Annotated in this window: 26 protein-coding genes; 20 read left to right on the top strand and 6 right to left on the bottom strand. The window is 59.8% G+C overall.

The features are described 5' to 3' along the window. The first annotated feature begins 9 nt into the window (after nt 1-9). The 10 genes from MOV61_RS02705 (at nt 10) to visR (ending at nt 9,788) form a co-directional block, all read left to right on the top strand. Nucleotides 10-2,286 (top strand): chemotaxis protein CheA, encoded by a 2,277-nt coding sequence (locus MOV61_RS02705; protein WP_247135438.1) that lies wholly within the window; start codon nt 10-12, stop codon nt 2,284-2,286. Between the two features lie 6 nt (nt 2,287-2,292). Further along, entirely contained in the window at nt 2,293-2,760 is a 468-nt protein-coding gene (locus MOV61_RS02700; protein ID WP_038539671.1) for a chemotaxis protein CheW, read from the top strand. Further along, entirely contained in the window at nt 2,757-3,665 is a 909-nt protein-coding gene (gene cheR / locus MOV61_RS02695) for a protein-glutamate O-methyltransferase CheR (RefSeq protein ID WP_038539673.1), read from the top strand. Before MOV61_RS02700 ends, cheR begins: the two co-directional genes overlap by 4 nt. Then, complete coding sequence (gene cheB, locus MOV61_RS02690; protein WP_038539676.1) at nt 3,662-4,702, top strand: protein-glutamate O-methylesterase CheB; 1,041 nt, start codon at nt 3,662-3,664, stop codon at nt 4,700-4,702. The genes cheR and cheB overlap by 4 nt, the downstream gene beginning before the upstream one ends. Next, nucleotides 4,703-5,092: a response regulator gene (locus MOV61_RS02685; protein WP_007759259.1), complete on the top strand. Its 390-nt coding sequence runs from the start codon at nt 4,703-4,705 to the stop codon at nt 5,090-5,092. Next, nucleotides 5,089-5,646, top strand: coding sequence for a chemoreceptor glutamine deamidase CheD (cheD, locus tag MOV61_RS02680; protein WP_247135437.1), 558 nt, complete (start codon nt 5,089-5,091; stop codon nt 5,644-5,646). The genes MOV61_RS02685 and cheD overlap by 4 nt, the downstream gene beginning before the upstream one ends. Before the next feature lie 29 nt (nt 5,647-5,675). After that, nucleotides 5,676-6,065, top strand: a complete 390-nt coding sequence (locus MOV61_RS02675; protein WP_038539684.1) for a hypothetical protein — start codon at nt 5,676-5,678, stop codon at nt 6,063-6,065. A 163-nt stretch (nt 6,066-6,228) separates the two neighbouring features. Further along, on the top strand, nt 6,229-7,899 hold the full coding sequence (fliF, locus tag MOV61_RS02670; protein WP_247135436.1) for a flagellar basal-body MS-ring/collar protein FliF: 1,671 nt from the start codon (nt 6,229-6,231) through the stop codon (nt 7,897-7,899). Between the two features lie 412 nt (nt 7,900-8,311). Continuing rightward, on the top strand, nt 8,312-9,028 hold the full coding sequence (gene visN / locus MOV61_RS02665; RefSeq protein ID WP_247135435.1) for a transcriptional regulator VisN: 717 nt from the start codon (nt 8,312-8,314) through the stop codon (nt 9,026-9,028). Between the two features lie 13 nt (nt 9,029-9,041). Further along, the gene (gene visR / locus MOV61_RS02660) at nt 9,042-9,788 is read left to right on the top strand and encodes a transcriptional regulator VisR (protein WP_051899639.1); all 747 of its coding nucleotides are present in this window, start codon (nt 9,042-9,044) and stop codon (nt 9,786-9,788) included. A 43-nt stretch (nt 9,789-9,831) separates the two neighbouring features. On the opposite strand, the gene MOV61_RS02655 is transcribed toward visR, so the two are convergent. The 6 genes from MOV61_RS02655 to motA all read right to left on the bottom strand — a co-directional run bounded on the left by MOV61_RS02655 (nt 9,832) and on the right by motA (nt 15,141). Beyond that, a complete protein-coding gene (locus MOV61_RS02655) occupies nt 9,832-10,266 on the bottom strand; it encodes a hypothetical protein (RefSeq protein ID WP_038539694.1) in 435 nt (144 codons plus the stop codon). 5 nt (nt 10,267-10,271) lie between these two features. After that, nucleotides 10,272-11,351: a flagellar biosynthesis protein FlhB gene (gene flhB, locus MOV61_RS02650; RefSeq protein ID WP_038539697.1), complete on the bottom strand. Its 1,080-nt coding sequence runs from the start codon at nt 11,349-11,351 to the stop codon at nt 10,272-10,274. Nucleotides 11,352-11,564: 213 nt separating this feature from the next. Beyond that, entirely contained in the window at nt 11,565-12,617 is a 1,053-nt protein-coding gene (fliG, locus tag MOV61_RS02645; protein WP_038583628.1) for a flagellar motor switch protein FliG, read from the bottom strand. A gap of 28 nt (nt 12,618-12,645) precedes the next feature. Beyond that, nucleotides 12,646-13,248 carry a flagellar motor switch protein FliN gene (gene fliN / locus MOV61_RS02640; protein WP_038539702.1) on the bottom strand — a complete coding sequence of 201 codons (603 nt, stop codon included), beginning with the start codon at nt 13,246-13,248 and terminating at the stop codon, nt 12,646-12,648. A gap of 73 nt (nt 13,249-13,321) precedes the next feature. Further along, complete coding sequence (locus MOV61_RS02635; protein ID WP_038548690.1) at nt 13,322-14,272, bottom strand: FliM/FliN family flagellar motor switch protein; 951 nt, start codon at nt 14,270-14,272, stop codon at nt 13,322-13,324. After that, nucleotides 14,272-15,141, bottom strand: coding sequence for a flagellar motor stator protein MotA (gene motA, locus MOV61_RS02630; protein ID WP_038539704.1), 870 nt, complete (start codon nt 15,139-15,141; stop codon nt 14,272-14,274). Before motA ends, MOV61_RS02635 begins: the two co-directional genes overlap by 1 nt. A 200-nt stretch (nt 15,142-15,341) precedes the next feature. Here motA and MOV61_RS02625 point away from each other — a divergent pair, with 200 nt between their 5' ends. The 10 genes from MOV61_RS02625 to MOV61_RS02580 all read left to right on the top strand — a co-directional run. Further along, nucleotides 15,342-16,121, top strand: coding sequence for a DUF1217 domain-containing protein (locus MOV61_RS02625; protein ID WP_038539707.1), 780 nt, complete (start codon nt 15,342-15,344; stop codon nt 16,119-16,121). Nucleotide 16,122: 1 nt separating this feature from the next. Continuing rightward, on the top strand, nt 16,123-16,860 hold the full coding sequence (gene flgF, locus MOV61_RS02620; protein WP_038539710.1) for a flagellar basal-body rod protein FlgF: 738 nt from the start codon (nt 16,123-16,125) through the stop codon (nt 16,858-16,860). Between the two features lie 22 nt (nt 16,861-16,882). Continuing rightward, complete coding sequence (gene fliI, locus MOV61_RS02615; RefSeq protein ID WP_247034092.1) at nt 16,883-18,280, top strand: flagellar protein export ATPase FliI; 1,398 nt, start codon at nt 16,883-16,885, stop codon at nt 18,278-18,280. Between the two features lie 7 nt (nt 18,281-18,287). Continuing rightward, nucleotides 18,288-18,860: a flagellar protein gene (locus MOV61_RS02610; RefSeq protein WP_247135433.1), complete on the top strand. Its 573-nt coding sequence runs from the start codon at nt 18,288-18,290 to the stop codon at nt 18,858-18,860. A gap of 53 nt (nt 18,861-18,913) precedes the next feature. Next, nucleotides 18,914-19,300, top strand: a complete 387-nt coding sequence (gene flgB, locus MOV61_RS02605; protein WP_038539716.1) for a flagellar basal body rod protein FlgB — start codon at nt 18,914-18,916, stop codon at nt 19,298-19,300. A 4-nt stretch (nt 19,301-19,304) separates the two neighbouring features. Next, nucleotides 19,305-19,724 carry a flagellar basal body rod protein FlgC gene (flgC, locus tag MOV61_RS02600; RefSeq protein ID WP_038539720.1) on the top strand — a complete coding sequence of 140 codons (420 nt, stop codon included), beginning with the start codon at nt 19,305-19,307 and terminating at the stop codon, nt 19,722-19,724. Continuing rightward, nucleotides 19,721-20,059, top strand: a complete 339-nt coding sequence (locus tag MOV61_RS02595) for a flagellar hook-basal body complex protein FliE (RefSeq protein ID WP_038583646.1) — start codon at nt 19,721-19,723, stop codon at nt 20,057-20,059. Before flgC ends, MOV61_RS02595 begins: the two co-directional genes overlap by 4 nt. Nucleotides 20,060-20,076: 17 nt before the next feature. Then, nucleotides 20,077-20,865 carry a flagellar basal-body rod protein FlgG gene (flgG, locus tag MOV61_RS02590; RefSeq protein WP_038539731.1) on the top strand — a complete coding sequence of 263 codons (789 nt, stop codon included), beginning with the start codon at nt 20,077-20,079 and terminating at the stop codon, nt 20,863-20,865. A 20-nt stretch (nt 20,866-20,885) separates the two neighbouring features. Further along, entirely contained in the window at nt 20,886-21,368 is a 483-nt protein-coding gene (gene flgA / locus MOV61_RS02585; protein WP_038539734.1) for a flagellar basal body P-ring formation chaperone FlgA, read from the top strand. Further along, the coding region (locus tag MOV61_RS02580; protein WP_247135432.1) for a flagellar basal body P-ring protein FlgI at nt 21,365-21,744 on the top strand (380 nt) is incomplete at its 3' end. The genes flgA and MOV61_RS02580, both read left to right, overlap by 4 nt.

Genomic DNA, 21,744 nt, shown 5'->3' with positions numbered 1-21,744 from the left:
ATTCCCCCGATGGATATGAACGAAATCAAAGAGATCTTCTTTCAGGAATGCGAAGAGCAGCTCGCAGAACTGGAGTCGGGTCTTCTCAAGCTGAACGACGGGGATCGCGACCCCGAAACGGTGAACGCCGTTTTCCGTGCCGTTCATTCCATCAAGGGGGGTGCTGGCGCCTTCGGTCTGGACGACCTGGTTTCCTTCGCCCACGTCTTCGAGACGACGCTCGATTGCGTACGCTCCAACAAGCTCGAGCCGACGCAGGACGTCCTAAAGGTCATGCTCAAGTCGGCAGACGTGCTGGCCGATCTCGTCAGCGCATCGCGTGACGGCGGCGGCGTCGACGAATCGAGAAGCCGCAGCCTCGTCAAGGAACTTGAGGCGCTCGCCCATGGCGGGTCGCCCTCTTCCTCCGGCCACGACGCCCCGAAACCGGCCGCAAAGGCTGCCCCGGCTCCCGTGGCGAAAGTTGATCTTCCCAAACCGAGCGACGACAGCGGCTTTCAGCCGGTCCCCTTTTCGTTCGACGGCTTCGGCGAGGACGATGAGCCGGCAATTGAAGGCTCGGTCTACGAAGTCTCGTTCAAGCCGCGTCGCGAACTCTATTCCAAGGGCAACGAGGCAGCGCTCCTGCTGCGCGATCTGTCCCGTCTGGGAGAGATGAGCATCAATTGCGACGCGGACGCTCTGCCGACCCTCGACAAGATGGATCCGGAGGCCTCCTATTTCAGCTGGAAGATCTCGATCCGGACCACCAGGAGCGAAGGCGACATCCGTGCCGTCTTCGAATTCGCGGAATGGGATTGCGACCTCGAAGTGAAGCTTGCCGAAGAGGCATCTTCCAACGAGGAACTGCCGATGGTCCCGGTTCCGTTCGATCTGTCGATCCTTGATGACTCCGCTGGTGGAGAAGACGAGGAAAAGACCGCCGAACGAGGCGTTTCGGAAGAAACCGTCGCTGCGGCCGTATCCGCTGCCGAGACCGCAAGCAACGTCTCGAGGACGGCCCGTGCCGCCGAGAGGAAGGAATCGGCTGCCGCGGCAGCTGCCGCCCAGAACAATGCCGCTGCCGCGGCAGCCGGCGCTGGCCAGACGATCCGCGTTGATCTCGACCGCGTCGACCGTCTCATCAACCTCGTCGGCGAACTCGTCATCAACCAGGCGATGCTCTCCCAGAGTGTCGTCGAGAACGACGCGACCGGTACGTCGGCCGTCAACATGGGCCTCGAAGAGCTGCAGCAGCTCACCCGCGAGATCCAGGACTCGGTCATGGCGATCCGCGCACAGCCGGTAAAGCCGGTCTTCCAGCGCATGTCGCGTATCGTCCGCGAGGTGGCCGACATGGTCGGCAAGTCGATCCGCCTGGTCACCGAAGGTGAAAACACCGAAGTCGACAAGACGGTCATCGACAAGATCGCCGAACCGCTGACCCACATGATCCGTAACGCCGTCGACCACGGCATCGAGTCGCCCGAAAAGCGCGAGGCCGCCGGCAAGGACCCGGAAGGCACGATCAAGCTGACCGCAAAACATCGTTCGGGCCGTATCCTGATCGAACTTGCCGACGACGGCGCCGGCATCAACCGTGAGCGCGTCCGCCAGAAGGCGATCGACAACGACATCATCGCAGCCGACGCCAACCTGTCGGATGACGAGATCGATAACCTGATCTTCATGGCGGGTTTCTCGACCGCCGATAAGATCTCCGACATTTCCGGTCGCGGCGTCGGTATGGACGTCGTCAAGCGCTCGATCCAGGCGCTCGGCGGCCGCATCTCGATCTCATCGCGGCCGGGCTTCGGCTCGACCTTCACCATGAGCCTGCCGCTGACGCTTGCCGTTCTGGACGGAATGGTCGTCACGGTCGCCGGCCAGACGTTGGTGGTGCCGCTGACCGCTATCGTCGAGACGCTGCAGCCGGAGGCTGCCGCCATCCATTCCTTCGGCGCCAATCAGCGGCTTATCTCGATCCGCAACTCGTTTTGCCCGCTGGTCGATGTGGGCCGAGTCCTCAACTACCGCGCCACCCAGGCCAATCCGGTCGAAGGTGTTGCACTGCTGGTCGAATCGGAAGGCGGCGGCCAGCGCGCCCTGATGGTCGATGCCATCCAGGGCCAGCGCCAGGTCGTCATCAAGTCGCTCGAGGCAAACTACACGCACGTTCCGGGCATCGCCGCAGCCACCATTCTCGGTGACGGCCGCGTCGCTCTCATCCTCGACGTCGATGCGGTCGTCGCAGCGTCGCGAGGCCAGTCCATGAAACCTGAAATGTCGTTAGCCGCCACGGGTTGAGTTGTTATGTCGTATGCCGTGAAAAATCTGGTCCCGGGAAGCAAGGAGCTGATCGCTTTTCGCATCAGCGATCAGGAATTTTGCGTGAACATCATGTCCGTCCGCGAGATTCGCGGATGGACCCAGGCAACCCCGCTGCCGCATGCGCCCGCCTATGTCATGGGTGTCATCAATCTGCGCGGCGCGGTCCTGCCGATTGTCGATCTTTCGGCCCGGCTTGGCATGAAGGATGCCGAGCCGACGGTACGCCATGTGATTATCGTGGCGCAGATGAAGGCCAAGATTGTTGGTCTCCTCGTCGAGGCCGTTTCCGATATCCTTACGATTACCGACGAGAATATCCAGCCAGTACCGGAAGTCTCCTCCGATCTGGAGAGACAATATGCCCGGGGGATTCTCGCCATCGATAAGCGGATGATCTGCATGATCGAGTTGGACGCCCTCTTCCCCGACCAGGAAAGCGACGCTGCATGAAGCCCTTGGGCGCCATAGAAAGCCGACAATCACCGGATGAGGTGCTCGCAAGCGGAGAATATCCGCTGACGCGCCGCGACCTCACCGACATTTCGGCGATGATCTACTCGGATGCCGGAATCTATCTCAACGATTCCAAGGCCTCGCTCGTCTATTCCCGCCTTTCCAAGCATATCCGGGCCTTGGGTCTGCGCGGCTTCAAGGATTATTGCGTTCTGGTGGCCTCGCCCGAAGGCGCTGCCGCCCGCCGCGAGATGCTGTCGCATCTGACGACCAACTTCACCCGCTTCTTCCGCGAAAACCATCATTTCGAGCACCTGCGCGACGAGGTTCTGCCGGGTCTTATCAACCGCGCCAAGAGTGGCGGCCGCGTGCGCATCTGGTCGGCCGCCTGTTCGGATGGGCAGGAGCCCTATTCGATTGCGCTGACCGTATTGTCGCTGCTTCCCAACGCGGCCGATCTCGATTTCCGTATCCTGGCGACCGATATCGACCCGAAGATCCTGGCCGCGGCCCGCGCCGGCCTCTACGACGAGAACGCGCTCGAAACCATGACGCCGGCCATGCGCAAGCAATGGTTCCGCGAGGTCGATGCCGGCGGGCGTCGCAGGTTCCAGATCGACGACCGCGTCAAGAAACTGATTACCTTCAACGAATTGAACCTGATGGCGCAGTGGCCCTTCAAGGGCAATTTCGACATCATCTTCTGCCGCAACGTCGTTATCTACTTCGACGAACCGACGCAGGTGAAAATCTGGTCCCGCTTTGCTTCGCTCCTGCCCGAAGGCGGACATCTCTATATCGGCCATTCCGAGCGTGTTTCCGGCGACGCCAAAAACCTGTTCGATAATATCGGTATCACCACCTATCGTTATACCGGTAAGGGCGCGGGGAGAAAAGCATGAGCGCTCCGGCACGAGTCCTGGTCGTTGACGATTCACCCACCATGCGCGGGCTGATTACGGCCATCCTGAATTCCGACCCGGAAGTGAATGTCGTTGGCCAGGCTGGCGATGCGCTGGAAGCACGCGTCGCGATCAAGCAGCTCAACCCCGATGTCGTTACCCTTGATATCGAGATGCCCAACATGAATGGGCTGGAATTTCTTGAAAAGATCATGCGCCTGCGTCCGATGCCGGTAATCATGGTCTCGGCAATGACCCATCAGGGTGCCAATGCGACGTTGGCTGCTCTTGAGATCGGCGCGTTCGATTGCGTCGGCAAACCGGCTCCCGGCGATGTCCGCCCGTTCATGGATCTTGCCGAAAAGGTGAAGGCTGCAGCCCGGTCCGGACCCCGCCGGAATGGGCCGACGCCGTTCATCGCCGCCTCTCCCGCTGCGGAATACCGGGTGGGTCGCAAGGTTGTGGCTATAGGGTCGTCAACTGGAGGTGTTGAAGCTCTTATCGCGGTCTTGCAAAAGTTCCCGCAAAATTGTCCGCCGACCGTAATTACTCAACATATGCCTTCCACGTTTACCAAAAGTTTTGCCGAACGCCTTAATCGTATCTGCGCTCCTGTGGTGCAGGAAGCCACCGATGGCGCGCGGCTGGAGATCGGCAGGATCTATCTGGCGCCCGGTGGCGAACGACACTTGCAGGTGGTCAATCCGTCGGCGCCATGTTGCCGGCTGATCGAAAAGGAGCCGGTAAACGGTCACCGGCCCTCAGTGGACGTCCTTTTCGACTCGGTCGCCGACCTGGCAGGTCGCAATGCGGTCGGGGTCATCCTGACGGGCATGGGCCGCGATGGAGCTGCAGGTTTGCTCAGAATGCGTAGCGCGGGCGCACGCACGATCGGGCAGAACGAAAAGACCTGTGTGGTCTACGGCATGCCGAGGGTTGCCCATGAAATGGGGGCTGTCGAGCAACAACTGCCGTTAGGCTCCATAGGAGAAGAAGTGTTGAAGTTAACTGCTGCCCGAAAAGAAGGTACCGAATAAATGTCTATCGCTGAAAAAATCAAAGTTCTGATCGTCGACGATCAGGTCACCAGCCGCCTGCTGCTCAGCGACGCCCTGACACAGCTCGGCTTCAAACAGATCACTTCTGCCGGCGATGGCGAGCAGGGCATGAAGATCATGGCCGAGCAGCCGCACCATCTCGTCATTTCGGATTTCAACATGCCGAAAATGGACGGTATCGGTTTCCTTCAGGCCGTTCGCGCCAATCCGAACACGAAGAAGGCCGCATTCATCATCCTGACGGCCCAGGGCGACCGTGCCCTGGTTCAGAAGGCTGCATCGCTCGGCGCCAACAACGTTCTCGCCAAGCCGTTCACGATCGAAAAGATGAAGGCCGCTATCGAAGCGGTGTTTGGAGCATTGAAATGAATGACGCCGCTGCAGTCAGGCGTGTCCATATTATCCAGGGGGAATTTAAGGTCCTGAACGACCCGAATGCTGTTCTCTCCACGATTCTGGGCTCATGCGTGGCTGCGTGTCTTCGCGATCCTGTCGCCGGTATCGGCGGCATGAACCACTTCCTGCTTCCGGGATCCGCCGGTTCCATGGCCTCGGGCGGCGATGCGACGCGTTACGGCGTGCATCTGATGGAACTGTTGATCAATGGTCTTTTGAAGCAGGGAGCCCGGCGAGACCGGTTGGAAGCGAAGATTTTTGGCGGCGCCAAGACAATTGCCAGCTTTTCGAATGTCGGCGAACAGAATGCCGCATTCGCTATGGAATTTCTAAAGGACGAAGGTATTCCGGTGGTCGGCTCCTCAACGGGCGGGGAGCACGGGCGCAAGCTGGAGTTCTGGCCGGTAAGTGGTCGGGCTCGTCAGTATCCGCTGACCGGCGCTGAAACTCAACGGACCGTGGCGATGGAGCAGCGTCCGGTACGCATGCCGCCGAAGCCGGTCGAGAGCTCAATCGAGTTCTTCTAAAAAAATCATTTCTCGGGGCGAAGATAGCCATGAACGACATCGTCAAGACGCCAATCGCTCCCTTTGAGGAATCTCTTCCAGAAGTCCTGATGCGTCTGGTCTCGGAGCTTCATGACGTGGCATACCTGATCGAACGGGTCGAGCCGCAGCTTCTGGAACTCGGCGGAGAAACAATCCTGCAATCGCCGGACAGCCTGAAGGTCCTGCAGGGCATCGACCTTGCCGTGCAGAAGACGCGCGGCCTTGCGGAATTCGTCGACACCATCACCGGCGGCATTCCGAGCGAATGGATGGTCGATGTCTCGACCGCGCTCAATCTCGTCAAGCTTGCCGACATGCAGAAGGCGCTGACCAACGGCATGCGCCACGGCCATTCCCAGCCTTTGAGCAAGGCAGCCGGCGATTTCGATTTCTTCTGATCGCCAGCCCTGACATGCATGTTTCGGCCATGACGGCCGATTACCCAGCCAGTCCTCCATAGTCGCCAGAATCCCTGCGCTCGCGAAACGCTCGCACAAGCTTCGCTTTCTAAGGTGCGACTGGGCATGGGCTCGAATACCTAGTTGGCGATGTGGGAACAGAATGAATCTGTTGGCTCAATTTTCACAAGTCTTTAGAAATCTGGCCGGTTTAGGCCAGACGAGACTTATTGCTTTAGGCGCTGTCGGCGTCATTTCAGTTGCGATCGTTATTGCGGCGGCCCTCTTCGTTAACAAGCCGGCTTACGAAACGCTCTATGTCGGGCTTGATAAGGCCGACCTCAATCAGGTGAGTATTGCGCTGGCAGAGGCTAACATGCCTTTCCAGGTCGGTACGGACGGTTCGAGCCTTCAGGTTCCGGCCGGCTCGACGAGCAAGGCGCGGCTTCTGCTGGCCGAGCGCGGTCTACCGAACAGCTCCAACGCCGGTTATGAACTTTTCGACAACGTCGGCTCGCTCGGCCTGACCTCCTTCATGCAGGAAGTCACCCGCGTTCGGGCCTTGGAAGGCGAGATCGGCCGGTCGATCCAGCAGATCAACGGCGTCAACGCCGCTCGCGTCCATATCGTGATGCCGGATGTCGGCAACTTCCGCAGGGGTGAACAGAAGCCGACCGCATCGGTGATGATCCGGGCCAGCTCGACGACGGGCCGCAAGGCGACTTCGTCCATTCGTCACCTTGTCGCTTCCGCAGTCCCGGGCCTCGACGTCGATGACGTGACAATTCTCGACTCCACCGGTCAGTTGCTCGCATCGGGCGACGAATACGGCGGCAGCGAAATGAATAAATCGCTGAGCATCGTCCAGAACGTTCAGCAGGAAATCGAGAACAATATCGATAAGGCGCTGGCGCCTTTCCTCGGCATGGACAATTTCCGTTCGAGCGTCACGGCGTCTTTGAACACGGACAGCCAGCAGATCAACGAGACGGTCTTCGATCCGAACTCCCGCGTCGAACGTTCGGTCCGGACCACCAAGGAAGCGTCCAAGTCGCAGCAGACCCAGGACGACAACGCCACGACCGTCGAGCAGAACGTGCCGCAGGCCGCTCCGCCTCCGGGTGGTGCCAATGGCCCGAAATCGACTGATCAGTCCGACAAGAAGGAAGAACAGACCAACTACGAAATCAATCAGAAGACGGTCGCCACGACGCGCAACAGCTATCAGATCGAGAAAGTCTCGGTCGCGGTGGTCGTCAACAAGGGCCGCGTCGCCAAAATGATCGGCGAGCCGGCCGACCAGGCCAAGGTCGATGCCTATCTCGCCGAGATGCAGAAGATCGTGGCATCCGCGGCCGGCATCAATTCGGGCCGCGGCGATGTCGTCACCCTGACGGCCATGGACTTCCTGGAGAACCAGCTTCTGAGCGAGGCCTCCAGCGGTCCGGGCATGATGGACATGCTGAGCCGGAATGTCGGAGGCATTATCAACTCGCTCGCCTTCGTCCTAGTTGCTTTCCTGGTGGTCTGGCTCGGTCTTCGCCCGCTCATCCGCACCGTCAGCGGCACCAATGTCACCGGCGAAGCGGCAGAGGGTGCAGGTCTCGAACTTCCCGACTTCTCGCCTACGACCGGCAGCCCGGCGCTCATGGACGGCTTCGGTTCCGATTTCGGTTTCGACAGCTCGAACGACATGCTGGGCGGTGGCGACGACGAGGGCTTCAACCGCCGCGTCAAGGAAGGCCCCGAAAAGCGGCTTGCCCGGATGGTCGAAATCTCCGAAGAGCGCGCCGCGAAGATTCTCCGCAAGTGGGCGCTCGAAAAGGCAGCGTGACAAGGTATCACGAAAATATGATTGCGATGGGCCGGACCTTGTCCGGCCCATTTCTTTTCAGCCCCGCCGCACACTTGGCGGATTTATCCATTAGCGAATCAGTGAACAATATGGCGCAACTGGGGAAATCCGGTGTCGAGGCGATGGTAATTCGTAATGCGTCTCCTACAATGGCCTTGATTCGTACAATGGCTTCCGAGGTCCCGTGGAGGGTGGGGCTGGCTGGAAATTCCGGTGTGGACGACGAATGAGAGCGGCTACCAACAGTATTCCTTGAAGAATTCGTCTAACTCGGGATCGTTTCGGCCCAAGAGGGGTTGTATGAAATCGCAGCATGCCGCGGCGCGCGCATTCATGATGGATGCGCCACGTGGCGGGGAGCAGATCGCGAATGGAGTTGTCGGGGGTAGAAATGATGACGGAGGGGCGCTCCTATACGGAGTCTGCCGGCTCCCGGGGACTATCGCGTGAGCAATTGGTTCGCCGTCTTTCTGTTCTGGCGGGATCCAACAACGTTCAAGCAGTCATGCGCCTGCTTGCCGATTACGTCGGCGCTTCTCATTTTCTGCTGGCCCGCTACGACCTTATCCAGGAGCAGGGCCTCGATTTTATCGTAGCGTCCAACTGGCCGTTCGATCTCGTCCGGCGCCTAGGCTCGGAGCTTGCGAGCGGTTACGCCCGTTCCACCGAACTCGAAAAATGTCTCTCGCTGCTGACCCCGAGCTTTGCGCTGTTGCCGGACGACATCGTGCCGCCGGACGAAATCAGCCGGCAGTATTGCGCGCTGACGTTCTGTGTCGGCCGGACGCGCTTCTCGCTGATGCTGCTGTTTCTGGACGGCATCATCCTGTCGCAGGAACGGTTGAGGGAAGTAGGGCTGTTCGCCGCCTACGGCTCCAGTTTCGGAGAGAATGCGGATGCCAGGACGGAACGTGATTTCGAACTGACCGAACGCGAGTTGGAATGCCTCTTCTGGATTGCCGAGGGCAAGACCAGCGACGAGATCGCCGTGATCCTCGGCATATCCCGCAACACCATCAACAATTACATTACCAGCGTGATGCGCAAGACGGCAACCAAGACACGTTCCGAGGCGATTGCCTACGCCGTTCGCAACAATCTAGTTTAGGAAAATAATTTCAATGGGTTATTCGCGCAGCGGCACGGCAGATGGACCTGGAAGCATCCAGTATCTGCGCCTCCAGCGCGCATCGAGCAGGTCGGACATCTTCCCGAAGCTCATCGCCATGCAGAAGAACCTGAAGGCGCGGAATTTTGCGGTTTTCCGCATCGCAGGCGCCGGGTTGCCCAACAAGCGCAAGCTCGTATGCGAGCTTGAAAACTGGGGAGCAGGCGCACTCGAAAGCAGCAACCAGCTCATCAGCGCTTATGGCGAGGCGCTGCTGGACCATATCGAGACGTCACTCCTGCCGCTGATCTGGAATGGTTCGGAAAACACGAGTTTTGCCGATGCCGGCGAATTTTCGCCATTGACGCATCGTCTGGATGCCGGCGCCGTTCCCTTTTCGGGGATAGCATTCCCCGTACGCCTTGGCGCCCTCGGCAATGGTTATGTTGCTTTCTTCGGGACATCGATGGAACTGGTGAGCGATGTCATCATCGACCAGCACGTTAAAAGCTGCCAGGTGGTCATGGACCTGCTGGCACTCGACGAACGCCGGAGCGTACCGGCGGAATCACTGAGCGAACGCGAGATAGCCTGCCTTCAACTGGCCGGCGACGGTCGCATCAGCGAAGAGATCGCCGAAAAACTCGGCCTCTCCGTCCACACCGTCAACGCCTATCTCGGCTCTGCTACCGTCAAGCTGGATTCAGTCAACCGCATCCAGGCGATCGCCAAGGCGATCAGGCTCGGTTATATCCACTGACCGAACCGACCGGGAACGCGTCTCTTACGCTTCGGCGGTAGCCTCACATCTGCGAGTTGCTGGTCTTTACGAATTTGGCTTCCTGAAGGCTTTGTGCAAGGAACGCGGTGTTGTCGTGAGGGTCCTCAAACGGCGCCTGGAATGCAATATGGTCGATCTCAAGCGCCGCCAGCTGGTCCGCCAGTGTCAGGCGCGCATAGACCGAAACGCCACGCGGCTTGATTTCGAGGTCGAGGACGACTTCCGGCTTGCCGTTCCATTCGAGCTTGTAATCGCCGCCAGCGCCGAAACTGACGGTCCCGGGGTGGAAATAAAGCTCCGCTGCCGAAGATACGAGGTCGGCGAGGCTGCTGTGGCACTCTAGGCGGAGAAGCGAGATGAGGTCACCGGCATCGAGCAGGCGAAGTTCCGAAGCCACCGGGCTGATTGCTTGTGCGACGATTTCTTCTCGTTCGGTGGAGTAGGTGCATTTCTTCATGACGCTCAGCGTGTCCGTTTTTTTTGCGACCGGGAGGCGTAGACCCGGTGCACGAGTTCTGCCACAGCCTTATAAAAGACTGGCGGAATGACACTATCCACTGAGACTTGCGCAAACATGGAGCGTGCCATGGGCGGATCTTCAAAAACGGGGATGCCGTTTTCCTCTGCAATTTCGCGGATCTTGAGCGCAATCAAGTCCTGGCCCTTGGCGACGACGACCGGGGCGTCGTTTTCTTCGCGCACGTATCGCAGCGCCACCGCAAAGTGAGTCGGGTTGGCGATCACCAGCGTCGCACGGGGGACGTTGTTGATCATGCGCCGGCGGGCACGGTCGCGCGCCACCGATTTCTGGCGCTGCTTGACGATCGGGTCGCCCTGCGCCTGCTTGTATTCGTCCTTGACCTCCTGCTTGGTCATCTTCAGTTCGTTGTACCAGTGATACCGCGTCCAGAGGACGTCGACGACGGCAAGGATGCCCGCCGACATGACGACAACGATCACCATTCGGCGGATAATTGCGTCCAGTTTGACGAGAATGATCTGGGGATCCGAGAACATTGCGTCGAGTGAGGCGAAATATTCGCTGCGCAGCGCGAAATACATGATCACTGCCACGATCAGGATCTTGAAGATCGACTTTGCGAATTCGACGAAGCCGGGGACGCTGTAAATTCGTCCAAAGCCCTTGGTCGGTGAAACACGGGCAATTTGCGGCCGCACGCGTTCGAGGACCAGCGAGGGCATGTTCTGCGCGAACGAGGAGCCAAGCCCGAAAATGATGAAGAGCAGCATCACCGGAACGAGGAATGCGGCGATGGCCCAGCCAAGATGGACGCTCAGCGAGACGACATCCGTCGAATTTTCGAGCCGCCACTGATCTGGCTGCTCGAAAAGGTCTTTCAGCGTCTCAGCCATCTTTGCGATGCCGGAGGGAAGGAAGAAGACGAGATACACATAGAAAGCCAGGATCGAGGCAAAAAGCGGCACTTCGCGGGAGACCGGGACGTTACCCCTGTCTGCCGCTTCCGACATTCGTTTGGCGGTCGGGTTTTCTGTTTTACTGTCTTTATCGTCGTCGGACACGGCTTTGAACCAATCGTTCTTCCGGTTGCGAGGACGTGGCTCAAACGAATCGGCCGCCGCCGCTCGCGATGTTACCGCATCGCCTGCTAGCCGCTAATCGAGTCAACAAAAAGACTGTGGGTGGCCGGAGAATAACGGCGAAAGGTGGCTTGAAACGAAAACGGAGCGAGATGTTTCCCGCTCCGCCTCTTTTGTGGTGTCTCAATAGGCAGCTCAGGCGGCCTCGGCCGGCTTGTCGCCATCCTTCTTTTCTTCCTTGAGGAAGATTTGGCCGGAATTGGCGAGCCGGATCGCTTCCTGTGCGATCGCGCGGCGGGCAATCGCCACTTCGCGCGGATTGAGGTTCATGTTCTGGACCGCCAGATCGCTTTCGATCATGCGGCGCTGGCGCGGGCTGATCGCCGAGAGGACACATTCCTTGATCTCGTTGGTCGCACCGCGCAGCGCCATCGTGAGGATGTCGCCTGCGACGTCGTTGAGCAGCATGACGCGGCTGCGCTGCGGCATGAACATGAGGTCTTCGAAGAGGAAGATCTTCGGACGGACCTTGTTGACAGACTCCTTGCTGATCGTCTCGAGGGAGCTGAGCAGGGTATCGACCTGGTTCTTGTCGAGCTCGTTCATAAGCTCGGCGACCTTGTTCGAGCCGTTGGAGTTGCGTTCGGCTTCGATTGCCGCAATCAGTTCCATTACCCGGTTCTCGATGATCTGGGCTGCCTTGGGGCTGACTTCCTTCATGTTGACGGCGCGGTTCATGATATCGGCGCGGCGGCTGTCGGGAAGCTGAAGCAGGACCTTCGCACCGAAGATCGAGGGCATCTGCGAAAGAATGTAGGCGACGGTCTGAGGATGTTCACGCGACAGGAATTTGCCCACGAATGCCGGATCGGCATCCTGCAGGCGGTCCCAGATATTGGCTTGGTAATCGTCGAACGCGGTGCGGCGGCCGAGCAGGCCGTCAACTTCTTCCGGTGTCAGGCCCGCTTCGAGAATGCCTTCGATCGCTGCGGCATTGTCCATAAGGCCGGTGCCCTCGGTGAACAGGTCCTCGAACTCGTTGACGAGTTCGAGGAGTTCGTCCGGCGGGATCGCGCGCAGCGTCTGAGCACAGGCAATGATATTCTGCAGCTCGCTCTGGGTGAAATACTTGAGAAGCTTGCCAGCGACGCCCTTGCCCATAGCCAGGAGCACTGCCGCGGCCTTTTCGGCCTTGGACAACGGTTTCGTAGATAAGGCGCTGCCACCGAAATCCTCAAAGTCCATCATGGTCTTCCTTTTCTGTCCCAAACAGGGATCAGGTTCTTCTCGTGCTCAGTACTTCCGTCAGTCTCACACCGAAGCGCGTGTCGTCATTTTCCAGCACGGTGATCTCACCCTTGCCGATGCGGCGTCCGTTGACCACGATCTCAACCGGCTCGCCGATCTTCTTGTCGAGCGCGATCGTCGCACCTTCCTCGAGCGTCATCAGGCCCGAAACCTGCATGCGGCTGGTTCCGAGCACGATCTCGACGTCGATCGGGATATCCATGATCAGGTCGAGATTGGCATTGAGCGCGCTGCCCGGCTCCTGATAGGCGGCACTGCTGGATGTCGAGCTGCCGAAATCGTTGCCGCCGAAGCTTTTTGCACCGCCAAGGCCAGCGCTACCGCCGCCGAAGCTTCCGCCTCCGCCGAACGTATCGGCCTGGGCTTCGAAGCCGCCTCCGAACGATGGGGCGTCGGACGAAAAGTCGCTGGTTGCGGATGCGCCGAAATCAGCATCGAAGCCCGGCACGCCGCCGTCGGCGTCCGTCTTCAAGACGCCGCGCAGATCGTCGATAGCCTGATCCAGATCGACATCATTGCCGAGGGGCATCAGTGAATCGTCATCGGTGAGAGGTGTCTTCTTCGTAGCCATGCGGTGATTATTCCCGTTGAAACTTGCGTCAGCCTGCCTTTGCGAAAACGCCGGCGGCAGGCTCGCCGCGGATCTAGCCTATCAGGTGTTGGAGGATCTCGTCGTCCGTGCTGATGTTATCCTTTACGCGGACTGTATACCGCTCGCCGGACCGCCCGAATTCGCAAGAATACATATCCCGGCCGTTGGCACTGACCTGAACCTGGACATCGCGCTTGTCCTGGAAAGCAATCACGTCGCCGGCGGCCAGCCGCGAGATCGTCCCGAGCGTCAGCTTCTGCAGCCGGATACGGGCCTCGAGGGTCACATGCGAACGGCGGACCTGGTCATTCATGCGGTCCGTCCATTCTTGCTTGGCCTTGACTTGAGCCTTCGCCCGCGGAGCGGTGACTTTGGTCTTCAGGAAGGCACGTTGAGGGATGACAAGGGCAAATTCGGACATGACCGAGCCGAGCTCGAATGCCATGCGGATGGAGACACCGAATTCCGGGCGTGCCAGATCATCCGATTTCGGCCTGTCCTCGGCGTTATGGGGTCGTTCAAGGTTTGCTTCGAACCCTCCCTGCGAATTGACGCCGGAGCGCAGCACGTTGGCGATCCGCTCGAAAACCATCGCTGCGAGGTCGAGCTCGATATCCGAGAGCGGACGTTCGATCGGCTGCATGATCGTGTCGGCTGCCGAGCCCAGCATCAATTCCATGAGCGCGATCACGAAGCTGTTGCCGCAACCGAGCACGAAATTCGGGGACCAGTTGCGCAAGGATCCGTCAGAAAGCGCAAAGCCATCGCCCAGATCGGCGATGAGGTCGGTCATCAGGCCGGACGTGCAGCTCACATATGAGACGCCGATCCGGATGCCGGTTTCGCTGTGAAAGACGTCTGGCAGGAATTCCGCGTAGAGTTGCGCGAATTCGCTGCTGATCTTCTCGACGGTTTTCTTGTCGCCGAGACCCCCGGTCAGTTTTGCGAGGAGCGCCAGGTCCATGCCCGACGCCGGTGATTGGTTTGCTTGGTTCGACGTCATCATGCCGCCTTTTCTCCACCAGGATTCATCATTTCCTGCTCGACCGAGTCGATCGAGGGCCGTTCTTTGTTGGAAATTGTCTTACGTCCGTATTCGAGCGCAACCTGCGGCACGGAGCCGTTCATGTAGGCAAGCAGGGTCTGCTTGACGATGATGTACAGGCGGTGCTGCTTGGTGCGGACGATCTTGATCTGCGAGGTCAAAGGGTTGCAGACCGAATAGGACAGGAAGATGCCGAGCATGGTGCCGACGAGAGCCGCACCGATGAGGCCGCCGAGAACTTCCGGCGATTCGTTGATCTTGCCCATCGCCTTGATAACCCCGAGAACGGCGGCGACGATACCGATGGCCGGGAAGGAGTCCCCCATCGCGGTGATCGCGTGATAAGGCTTCATCTTGTCGGAGAACATCGTGTTGAGTTCTTCGTCCATCAGCGCCTCGATCTCGTGGGAGCGGGCGTTGCCGATGATGATGAGGCGCACGTAGTCGCAGATGAAGGCGGTCAGTTCCTTGTTCTTCAGGACCGTCGGAGCAGTCTGGAAGATCGGCGATTCATCCGGATTGTCGATATGGGCTTCGATTTCGTTGCGCGACTTGGTTCTGAGGTCGCGCATCAGCGAATAGAGCACGCCGAGAACGTCGAGGTAGTTGCGCTCCTTCGGTACGGCATTCTTGAAGGCTTCTCCAAGCGCCTTGCCGCTATCCTTCACCACCTTCATCGGGTTGGCCATGATGAAGCCGCCAAGACCGGCGCCGCCGATGATCATCAGCTCGAAAGGCTGGATGAGAACGTTGATATGGCCACCCATGGCCATGAAGCCGCCGAGAATACAGCCAACGGTGATGACAAAGCCGATAATAATATTCATCGCGTACCTGTGCCCGATCGTTTTCGTTTGTCTTGGGGATAAGGCTTCTGGCTTGCGTGAGGCTGGCTGTGAAGACGCTAATAAAAGCGGGTGCCGAACAGTTTCGCACAAGTCTTCGGGGCTAGTTCTGCCTACCATCGGACCGGATTGCCGGCTCCGCAGCGACGTTCGCCGCTTCCGCGGACTTAGGTAGAGCTACCGTGATCACGACTTACACCAGCTACGCAATGATCAGTCGCGACATGTCGAAGTCGCTGGAGCGTGTCGCCGAAAAGCCGGAAGTTGCGCGCGAGACCGAATATTATCTGTCGAAGATCGGCAGCATCAAGAATATCGACGACTTCATGGCCGATACGCGTCTCTATAACTACGCGCTGAAGGCACATGGTCTCGAGGATATGGGCTACGCCAAGGCCTTGATCCGCAAGGTCCTGACGGAAGGCACCGACAACAAGGCCGATTTCGCCAACCAGCTGTCCGACAGCCGTTATGCGCAACTGGTCGAATCCCTGAATTTCGCAGCTTTCGGTGCGACCGCCACGTCGTTCGATAAGGCCCAGAAAGGCGTTGTCGACAAGTTCCAGCGCCAGACGCTGGAAGAGGATGCTGGTGCCGACAATATGGGCGTTCGGCTGGCTCTCTATTTTGAGCGCACTGCGCCGACGATCAAGTCCGGCATGGAAGTCCTGGCCGACGACGCGCTTTCGGAAGTCATGCGCACCGCGCTTGGCATGCCGGATGAGATGATTGGTGCCGACCTCGATCGTCAGGCCAAGTACATCGAAGACATGGTCAAGATCGAGGATTTCCAGGATCCGACCAAGGTCAACAAGTTCCTCGAGCGGTTCACCGCCATGTGGGAGATCAGCAATCCCACCGACACTTATGACCCGCTCGCCGTCTTCAATTCCCCCGCGTCGAGCGGGATTTCAACAGATCTTCTGATCTCGATCAACAATCTGAAACTCGGAGGCAAATGATATGCAGTCCGGACTTTACGTCGGCATCTCTTCCCAGATCGCGCTTGAGCGTCGCTTGAACACGATCGCCGACAACATGGCCAACATGAACACGGTCGGCTTCCGCTCCACGGAGGTCAAGTTCGACGAGGTTCTGAGTAAGACCCAGAACGATATCGGCGCAAAGGTCGCGTTCGTCACCCAGGGCAACGACTACCTGTCGACACGTACGGGTGAAATGCAGCGCACGGGCAACCCGCTCGACTTTGCGATCAAGGGCGACGCCTGGTTCGCGATCGATACGCCTGCCGGCAAAGTGTTGACCCGTGACGGCCGTTTCACGATGGATGAGCTCGGCCAGCTCCGCTCGATCCGCGGTTACGCGGTCCTCGATGCAGGCGGCGCGCCGATCCAGCTCAACCGTGACGGCGGTCCTCCGACCGTCGGCTCCGACGGCATCATTCGTCAGAACGAACAACCGGTGGCCAGCCTCGGTCTGTTCACGGCGGATGTCACCAAGGGCTTCGTGCGCCACGACAACTCCGGCGTCATCACGGTTGACACCCCGCAGCCGGTTCTCGAGGGCATCAAGAATTCCGTCGTCCAGGGCTACATTGAAGGGGCCAACGTCAACGGTATTAGCGAGATGACCCAGCTCATCCAGGTCAATCGCGCCTTTGAAAGCATTTCGTCGCTGATGCGCGACAGCGAGACTTCGCTGGACGCCGCGATCAAGACGCTCGGTGGTTCCAACGCTTAAACGATAGGAAAGAGGGCCCACCATGATGGAAGCGGCTATCCTCGATGCAGTCAACGGCGGCAAGCTGGGCCAGCTTGCCGGGCTCTCGGCGCGTTACGCCGATCCGGCCTTCTCCGTCGCCCACGGTGGTCATGTCAGGACCATCGCTGCAGGACATTATACGGTCGCGGGCTTGTCAAAACATGTGCGGCTCGGCGAATTCGTCGCCCATCGCAGCGCGACCGGCATCCATCTCGGCGAAGTGGTTCGCGTCGAGCCGGACATCATCTATGTCTGCCCCATCGAACCCGGCGAGCCGATCGGCATCGGCGATACAGTGATTCGCAAGGGCGCCTTTCGTGTCGCGCCGGACGAGAGCTGGTGCGGGCGCACGATCAATTCGCTCGGCGAGCCGATCGACGGCAAGGGGCCGATCGCGCGGGGTCTTCATCCGCGCTCGATCGCCAATACGGCGCCGCCGTCCATGACGCGCAGCCGCGTTGAAAAGGGTTTCAGGACCGGCGTCCGGGCAATCGACATCTTCTCGCCGCTCTGCCTCGGCCAGCGTCTCGGCATTTTCGCCGGTTCCGGCGTCGGCAAATCCACACTTCTGTCGATGCTCGCCAGAGCCGACGCGTTCGACAAGGTGGTAATCGCGCTGGTCGGCGAACGCGGCCGCGAAGTGCGCGAATTCATCGAGGATACGCTCGGCGAGCATATGTCGAAGTCAATCGCTATCGTCGCGACCAGCGACGAAAGCCCGATGCTCCGCAAGATGGCGCCACTGGTGGCGATCACCGTCGCCGAACATTTCCGCGACCAGGGCGACAACGTCCTGTTCATCGCCGACAGCGTCACCCGTTTTGCCCATGCGATCCGTGAAGTCGCGGTCGCGGCCGGGGAACCGCCGATCGCACGCGGTTATCCGGCATCCGTCTTCACCGAACTGCCGCGCCTGCTCGAGCGCGCCGGCCCGGGCGTCGAGGGCACCGGCACCATCACCGCGATCATCTCGATCCTGGTCGACGGCGACAACCACAACGATCCGATCGCCGACTCGACCCGCGGCATTCTCGACGGTCACATCGTTCTCGACCGTTCGCTTGCGGAAGAGGGTCGCTATCCGCCGATCAATCCGCTCGCCTCGATCTCGCGTCTCGCCCGCAAGGCCTGGACCGAGGATCAGGAAAAGCTGGTCTCGCGCTTGAAATCACTGGTGCACCGCTACGAAGAAACCCGCGATCTGCGCCTGATCGGCGGTTATCGCGCCGGCAGCGATCCGGATCTCGACATGGCGATCAAGCAGGTGCCGGTGATCTACGAAGTCCTGAAGCAGACGCCGGGAGAAAAGCCGACGCTTGATGCCTACGCGGACCTGGCCAATGCGCTCCGGGCGGCGGCGGGGCAAGGCAATCCGCAGTCGGCCATAGCAAGAAGGTGATTATTCGATGAGCGACAAGAACAATCAGGACGTGGCGGCTCAATCGAAGTCGGAGGAGGCACAGTCGCGACTGGGGGACAAGATCCTCGTCGCGACGGGCATCACGCTGGCCGCCGCCTCCGCCTTCTTTCCCTGGTACGTCTTCTTGAATGCCGACAAGTTCGGCATCCGCACGGAAGCACTCGGCCGCACCCGCGACCTGCCTCCCGGCGTCGCTCGCTCGGTCGTCACCGTATCGCCTCTCGCCATGACCGACAGTTCGAAGGACGACTGGCCGAAGCCCGTCGAGCCGACAGACGCCCTGACCACCGCCACCACCTCGTCGCTCGGCGAGACCCGCAACACCGGTAGTGTCCGGGAAGAGCAACCCTTTCCGGGCAAAGGCAATTTCCGGCTGCTTCATGTCGCCAACGGCCGCGCGCTCATCGAAGACGGTTCCGGGATGTACATGGTCCGGGTAGGCTCGATCCTGCCCAACAACAGCAGGCTCGCCACGCTCGAACAACGGGACGGCAAGTGGGTGATCATTACTTCGAGCGGAGAAGTTTATCGTGACACGGGCGTCAGCGCGCGCCCGTAAGTCCGACGCAAGCTTACTGGCATAGTCTCCAGACAGAAGATGGAGACAACCCTATGCAACCGATTCAATTGTTCGAAATGGCATCCCGGCAGGCCGATTGGCTCTCGGTGCGTCAGGAAGTTGTTGCGGGCAATATCGCGAATGCCAATACGCCGAAGTTCAAGGCGAAGGATATCACGCCTTTCAACTCGGTGCTGGACCGCACGCATGTTCCGATGGCTCGCACCAATCCGGGCCATTTCGCGAGCAACGACCTCAGCGATGAGATCGACATCAAGCCATCGGAACTGAACGACGAAATCGGCGTCCAGGAATCCGGCAATACCGTCTCGCTGGCCGACGAGCTGACGAAGACGGGTGAAATCAAACGCCAATACGAATTGAGCACAGGACTAGTGAAATCGTTTCACAGCATGATGCTGACGTTAGTGAAGAGGTAAGCAAATGGATCCGCTTTCAGCCTCCTTGAAGATCGCTGGATCGGGAATGGAGGCGCAGTCGACACGTCTGCGCATCGTTTCCGAAAACATTGCCAACGCCCGCTCTACCGGCGACACGCCCGGCGCGGACCCCTATCGCCGCAAGACGATTACCTTCGGCTCCGAGCTCGACAGGGCGAGCGGCGTAGACGTGGTGCAGGTGAAGAAGCTCGGCAACGACAGCTCGAAGTTCATCGAGGAGTATGATCCGGACCATCCGGCGGCCGACGCGAAGGGCATGGTCAAGCTGCCCAACGTCAACATGCTGATCGAAATGGCCGACATGCGTGAAGCCAATCGCTCCTATGACGCGAACATCCAGACCATCAAACAGACGCGCGAACTGATCGCTGCGACGATTGACCTTCTGAAGGCCGGACAATGATCGATAAAATTCAAAACGTTAGTTCTCTGTCGCTGTCGAACGGCATCGACGAGGTCGGTTCCACGAACAGCTCCGTGCTCGCCGGCGGCATCGCAACGACGCCCGGCCAGAACACCGGAATGGATTTCGGCAGCGTCATGGCCAACATGGCGACGGACACGATGAACAGCCTGAAGGGCGCGGAATCGATGTCGTTCAAGGCCATCCAGGGCAAGGCCAACACCCGTGAAGTCGTAGATGCGGTCCTTGAAGCGCAGCAGTCGCTCCAGACCGCCATGGCGCTGCGCGACAAGATCGTGTCCGCCTATCTCGAAGTCACGAAAATGCAGATCTAGAGTTTGAGGACGAAGACATGAGAGCGCTTTCCGTCGCAGCAACGGGCATGGATGCCCAGCAGACCAATCTCGAAGTCATCGCGAACAATATCGCGAACATCAACACGACAGGTTACAAGCGCGCCCGCGCCGAGTTTTCCGATCTGCTCTATCAGAGCGAGCGTGCCCAGGGCGTGCCGAACCGGGCCAACCAGGCGATCGTGCCGGAAGGTGCCAATATCGGCCTCGGCGTTCAGACGTCCGCCGTGCGCAACATCCATACGCAGGGTGAACTGACCCACACCGAGAACGATCTCGACGTCGCGATCGTCGGACGCGGCTGGTATCAGATCCAGACGCCGGATGGCCAGACGCTCTATAGCCGCGCCGGCGCCTTCAACAAGAATGCCCAGGGCCAGCTGGTCACGATCGACGGCTATGCGGTCGTGCCGAACATCACCTTCCCGGCGGATGTCAGCGAAACGCAGATCACCCGCACCGGCCAGGTCATGGTCCGCGTTGGCAAATCTGCGGATTTCACCGAAATCGGCCAGCTCACCACGGCCAACTTCGTCAACGAAGCCGGCCTGCAGCCGCTCGGCGACAACCTGTTTGCGCAGACCGCCGCATCCGGCGAGCCGATCGTCGCAGCCCCCGAGGATCCGGGCTTTGGTTACCTGAAGCAGGGCTATCTGGAAAGTTCCAACGTCGACGCCGTCCGCGAGATTACCGATCTGATCTCCGCCCAGCGCGCCTACGAAATGAACTCCAAGGTCATCACCACTGCCGATGAGATGGCTACGATCGTCAGCAAGAACCTGAAATAATAAACAGGAGACGGGCAGACATGAAGTTTCGCCGGAAAAATGCGATTGGCGCCAGGCTGGCCTTGCGGCTCCTGGCAGCTCTTCTCGCCGCAACGGGCTCGCCGGTCCTGGCCGGCATGGGGACGGCCGTCGTGCCGACCCAGACGATCTATCCCGGCGAAGAGATCACCGAGGGCAAGGTCGAAGAAGTCCAGGTGACCAATCCGAATCTGGCCGGCGACTATGCCCGCAAGACCAGGGAAGTCGTGGGCATGGTGGCAAAGCGCACGCTGCTGGCCGGGCGTACCGTTCCGGTCTCGGCGCTTCGCGAAGCCTTCGCGGTCACCCGCGGCAAGGCGGTTCGCCTGACCTTCACCATCGGCAGCATGACGATTTCGGCCTCCGGCTCGCCGCTTGAGAATGCGGCAGTGGGGGACGTCATTCGCGCACGCAACATCGATTCAGGTGTCACGGTCAGCGGCACCGTCATGGCTGATGGGACAATCCAGGTGATGGCGAAATGAGAACCCGTTTCTTCCTCGCGACGCTCGCCGTGATCGTCTCCCTGCTGGGAAGCGCGCCGGCGTCCGCCGATGGGCCCTACATCGTCTCCGCCCGCATCAAGGATATCGCGTCACTGCAGGCAGGCCGCGACAACCAGCTGATCGGCTACGGCCTCGTCGTCGGCCTCCAGGGCACGGGCGACAGCCTGCGCTCGTCTCCCTTCACCGACCAGTCCATGAAAGCGATGCTGCAGAACCTCGGCATCTCGACCCAGGGCAGCCAGTCCAATGCCAAGAACGTCGCGGCCGTCATGGTCACGGCCAACCTGCCGCCCTTCGCAAGCCCCGGCAGCCGCATCGACGTCACGACCAGCTCGCTCGGCGACGCGACCTCGCT

This window comes from Neorhizobium sp. BETTINA12A (assembly GCF_023006485.1).
In the GTDB taxonomy this organism is placed as follows: Bacteria; Pseudomonadota; Alphaproteobacteria; order Rhizobiales; family Rhizobiaceae; genus Neorhizobium.
The sequence above is the reverse complement of the archived record's forward strand: the minus strand, read 5'-3'. Positions and strand labels throughout refer to the sequence as shown.